The sequence below is a fragment of the Effusibacillus consociatus genome (assembly GCF_042652925.1).
Lineage (GTDB): Bacteria > Bacillota > Bacilli > Tumebacillales > Effusibacillaceae > Effusibacillus > Effusibacillus consociatus.
Genome location: NZ_JBHSHC010000146.1, coordinates 1 through 4367 on the forward strand (window position 1 = coordinate 1; position 4367 = coordinate 4367).

A 4367-nucleotide genomic window follows, 5' to 3' on the forward strand; every position below is an offset into this window, starting at 1 on the left:
TGGCTCCAATTCGTTAACAAAGTGGCTCTCACTGATTAACTCACTGGCCTTATGGCAGTGAAATATTCACCTGTCAGCTACGAGGCGACTTGGCTCTTACCTCGACCGGACTCACACCGGCTAGTTGTACCTAGCTTGGCTAGGCGCGCGAAATGGAAAAACCTTGATTAAAAAGGATTTTTGGTTTCGTGCGTTACTAATTTTGCCGATTTCCTGTCGAACTCGGGCTCCTTTTTTTCTCTGTTTTCCAGACAAACTTTTACTTATTTAGAGTGATAAAGCGGAGATGGTGAGAAAGGCGGAGAAGGCATGTGGGACAAGGCGTGAGAGAGATTGTGGGGATGGGGGCGTTTTAGGCAGACTTTTTTTGCGATGCACATCAGGGATTACACCAATGGCAATAAGCAGGTGATGATTTTGTAACACCATCCTGGCGAGGCATTGTTTTTCTTAAATCACAGCTGGGGCAACCGTACACTTCTTGCGCAATTTGTTCCGTCTTTAAACCGCATCCTCCACAAGGCAATCCTTGGACAACGTCTACGATTCCCCATCCGGGACATGAACAGTTCGGACAAAGAGTTGCTAACCGATGGGCCATTTTTTCTGCAAGCTCACCTATAACCTTCATTCGCGTGGGGTTCATGTGGGCTCTCATATCGGTTTGTACAAGAGCTAGACCGTCAGTGGAGGCAGCAGCACAACGTTTTATTGCCTCTTTTACCTCATTTACCTTCTTCAATCCCTTGAATGTTAAGCCAGGAATAAAACCAGAATTTGGTCTAACGATGAGTGCATGAGAAGGGGAAAAGGATTTATTTAGAAAATAACCCAAATAATTCCGTTTTGAAACCGTTTTTGAATTATAGTTAGTATCCGTACTTATCTTTTGTTCTACAACCTCAATACCGCGTTCATCGTCAATCCACAAAAGAATTTCATGATCCTGGGCAATAAAAGGGAAATAGACATACGGTCCAAAACTGCCTTCACTCGCAATACCATACGGTATGCCAAGGTGCTCCATCCCTATTTTTACCTTTTTACGTAGCGTCTCTAATGGTGTTCCCTTGCGCGCAATTTCACCAGTAAATGTCCCTAAACGATCGGTATCGATTCCTTCGGGAATTTCAATAGAAACTTGCAAGAGTTTATGAAAGGGGGGACCAATAGCTAGCTCTTTCCCATGCATGGTCGCTAAAACCGCTTTACGACCAGAATATGGATGAGTAGCGGTATGTTGTTTTTTGATCGTAGTTTTTTGATCGTAGTTTTTTGATCGTAGTTGTTTGACTCCAATCATACATATATCCACTTGTTACTGATGTTCCACAACTCGCGTGTACTTTCCATTAACAGTATCCACCAATAAACCATATACTCTGATTCCCGAAGGCATCAAAGGATGTCGACGAATCAAATCCACAGACTGCTTAATACCATCTGTGACTGTCTTGCTTCCCTTCATCCATTGAGCCAGATCGTTTGCTGTAAATCCAGGGGAACAATGTTTAAAAAGATATTCAACGGTTTGTATTTTAACCGCCGGAACTCCTTTTTGTTTCATTTTGGAAATGAAATGACTCGGGTCCGAAATGGATTCATCGCTATCTGCTGCCCCTATAACAAAAATTTCCTCCACATTTTCTTGATACACTGCAAGAATTATGCTTCTCATAAGACTATCGTAAGGTTCTGAGATCACGGGGCCATAGCTCTTTAAAACCATCATTTGTTCCTGGGGAATATGGGTTGCAGCAGACAGCCATTGTTCCAATTGGCCCTCCATTCCAATGATGAATAATACTTTTTTTCGATTGAGCTGATCTGTTGTCACAGGAAAATATTCGATTAAATGGTTGTTTGATCTTTTATCCATAAACAATGCACTTCCTTTCCTGAATAATGAAAGAAGTTATCGAATCATTTGTGCAATAGTAAAATACAAAGGTATTCCGAATATCAGATTGAAGGGAAACGTGACTCCAAGTGATAATCCTAGGTAAATGGATGGATTAGCCTCCGGCACAGACGTTCTTAACGCGGCAGGGGCCGCGATATACGAAGCACTTCCTGCCAACACTCCCATCAAGGCAGTCCCTCCTAACGAAAGACCAACGTAATCTCCTACAAAAACCCCTAAAGTTCCGCATAGTACAGGCATGAAGATTCCAAAGAGCAGAATTTTCCAGCCATGTTTTTTCACTTCAGGAAGACGCTGACCCGCGATCACACCCATATTGAGTAAGAACACGATTAAAACACTTTGATAAAGGTCCATAAACAACGGCTTTACAGCAGGAACAGCATCCTCACCAACAATCCATCCGATCACAAGACTTCCTAACAAAAGCAACACACTTTTTCCGAACAGGCTTTCTTTCATCACTTCCTTATCAATCAAACCACTGATGACTGAAGAGTTTCCTGCAGCCAACCCGATATTTTGCGAAAACACCAAAGAATGACCTTCTTTTTTCTCAAACAGTTTCATTAAAAGCAAGGAAACAAAAATAGCTGGGCTTTCCAGTAGTACAACCAAGACATTCATAAAACCCTCATACTTTGTTCCGGATTCACCAAGAAACGAGATGGCAGCTCCATAGGTAACAATGCTCACTGACCCGTATGTCGCGGCCAGGCCGATGGCATTCCTCAAATCCATTTTCAGGAATCGGAGGATAAATAACGCGATTATAGGTATAGAAGTACCTAAAAACAGGGTTCCGAGGATAGGTTTTGCAACAGTGCTCAATGAATAATGGGAAAGCTCAATTCCCCCTTTGATTCCAATCGCCATCAGAAGATATATGCTTAACGTTTCACTTAGCGCCGTCGGAAACTTTAAATCAGATTTTACCATCGCTGCTAGTATTCCAAGTGCAAAAAATAACACAACTGGAGACAGCAAATTTTGAATAATAATTTCGTTCATTTTTAAATCCCCCTATTTAGAATTTTTTCATATCCAATGGAAAATAAAAAAACCGGCATTTTCATGCATGGGAATTACTACCAGTGGCAACACCGATATACAATCCCCTAGCATATAAAATAGCCAGTTTATCTTCAACTAACCCATCCTTGTATTAAAAATGGGTCTTTTAAAGATCTCCCTAATATCATTATTAAAACATTAATTTTTTCTCTAAATCACAGGATAATCTGAAGACCATAATTCGTTCACCCGTTCTTGTGCTAAGATCCGTGTGAAACATCACTACTTCTTCGCCGGTTTTATCCCTAATGATTTCATCTAATTTGTCTCGACCGGACTCCACCAAATCAGAACGAATTTTTTTGATGGACAACAATCCTTCCGTTGTTTCAGAGAGCTTATATTCAGCAGGTGTCAAGACTCCCTTCAAAATAACAATTACCATGTCCCGGAGAATGTCGGTCTTTACCATAACCGATCCTCGACCTAGAAAATCTTTCTCCCATTGTGTTAATGCTTTGCTGATTTCTGCTTCTAATTGACCTTTTGTCATAGCTCTCTTCTCCTAACCCAAAAAAACGGTATACTACATCACCCTAAAAGTGATGAAATATACCGATTTATCTCAATCTAAACCGCAAAGTCTCTTAGTGTATTTTCACCCGGACAATGAAGCATTATCCGAATGCTAATACAGTTTATCCTTTGCAGTTATATTGATAATCTATCGTAACTTCAATATTGCAAATTCATTTTACCTTTAAGCGTTTCGGTTGTCAAACCTAAAATCTGGTTTTACCCAGTTCTTTACTTATCCGTGAACAGTTGAAAAGCCTGACTCGCCATTGAACTTGTAAAGATTTTCCGTCTTGATGCAATCAAATCTGGTCCGGAGACTGCCAACTTTGTATACATTTCTGCAACTTGACTAAGTTGAAACGTCTCCCCTTGTATTCCGTGAAAACGGCAACACCAATGATCCGTTGTAAACTTTTCTGGAATGCCTCCTGGATACACTTTCACTCCTCCATGAATCCGTGACACTTTTCTTGACCGTGAACGTCAAATAGCCCCCACCTTGTGAAGGGGTGGAGGCTGGTGTATGCTTATTTCGAAAAGATTCGGCAAGTCAGCGGCAAGGACGACGACCAGAGCTCCAGTTTGCTCAGCGCTTCTGAATCGGTCGGGTCTGCAAGCTGAGGCATACGCTCAAAGAGATGAATCAAATACTGATATGGGTTCAGCCCATTCGCTTTGGCTGTCTCCACGATGCTATAAATGATCGCGCTGGCTTTGGCTCCGCGCGGCGTATTGCTGAATAGGAAGTTCTTCCGGCCGATGACTACAGGCTTAATCGAACGTTCGCTGCGATTGTTATCGATCTCCAGCCGTCCGTCTTGCAGGAATACGTTCAGCTTCTCCCACTGGT

General features: G+C 41.9%; 6 protein-coding genes and 1 pseudogene. All 7 read right to left on the reverse strand.

Annotation, left to right across the window (positions count from 1 at the left end):
• Positions 1-379: 379 nt before the first annotated feature.
• Positions 380-1303 carry a DUF6671 family protein gene (locus ACFO8Q_RS20880; RefSeq protein ID WP_380028720.1) on the reverse strand — a complete coding sequence of 308 codons (924 nt, stop codon included), beginning with the start codon at positions 1301-1303 and terminating at the stop codon, positions 380-382.
• A gap of 15 nt (positions 1304-1318) precedes the next feature.
• A complete protein-coding gene (locus ACFO8Q_RS20885; protein ID WP_380028722.1) occupies positions 1319-1885 on the reverse strand; it encodes a carbonic anhydrase in 567 nt (188 codons plus the stop codon).
• 30 nt (positions 1886-1915) lie between these two features.
• Positions 1916-2935, reverse strand: a complete 1020-nt coding sequence (locus ACFO8Q_RS20890; protein WP_380028724.1) for a sodium-dependent bicarbonate transport family permease — start codon at positions 2933-2935, stop codon at positions 1916-1918.
• Positions 2936-3128: 193 nt separating this feature from the next.
• The gene (locus ACFO8Q_RS20895) at positions 3129-3491 is read right to left on the reverse strand and encodes a Na-translocating system protein MpsC family protein (RefSeq protein WP_380028727.1); all 363 of its coding nucleotides are present in this window, start codon (positions 3489-3491) and stop codon (positions 3129-3131) included.
• A gap of 258 nt (positions 3492-3749) precedes the next feature.
• Positions 3750-3812: a hypothetical protein gene (locus ACFO8Q_RS20900; RefSeq protein ID WP_380028731.1), complete on the reverse strand. Its 63-nt coding sequence runs from the start codon at positions 3810-3812 to the stop codon at positions 3750-3752.
• A 59-nt stretch (positions 3813-3871) separates the two neighbouring features.
• Positions 3872-3982: pseudogene (locus tag ACFO8Q_RS20905) on the reverse strand (hypothetical protein); the annotation flags it as partial.
• A gap of 62 nt (positions 3983-4044) precedes the next feature.
• Positions 4045-4367 (reverse strand): IS66 family transposase (locus tag ACFO8Q_RS20910; protein ID WP_380028729.1); only part of this gene is annotated, 323 nt, incomplete at its 5' end.

Bases quoted from the DNA above. Each gene is read 5' to 3' on its own strand.
- ACFO8Q_RS20880 (WP_380028720.1), bottom strand. From the start codon at position 1,303: ATGATTGGAGTCAAACAACTACGATCAAAAAACTACGATCAAAAAACT.
- ACFO8Q_RS20890 (WP_380028724.1), bottom strand. From the start codon at position 2,935: ATGAACGAAATTATTATTCAAAATTTGCTGTCTCCAGTTGTGTTATTT.
- ACFO8Q_RS20895 (WP_380028727.1), bottom strand. From the start codon at position 3,491: ATGACAAAAGGTCAATTAGAAGCAGAAATCAGCAAAGCATTAACACAA.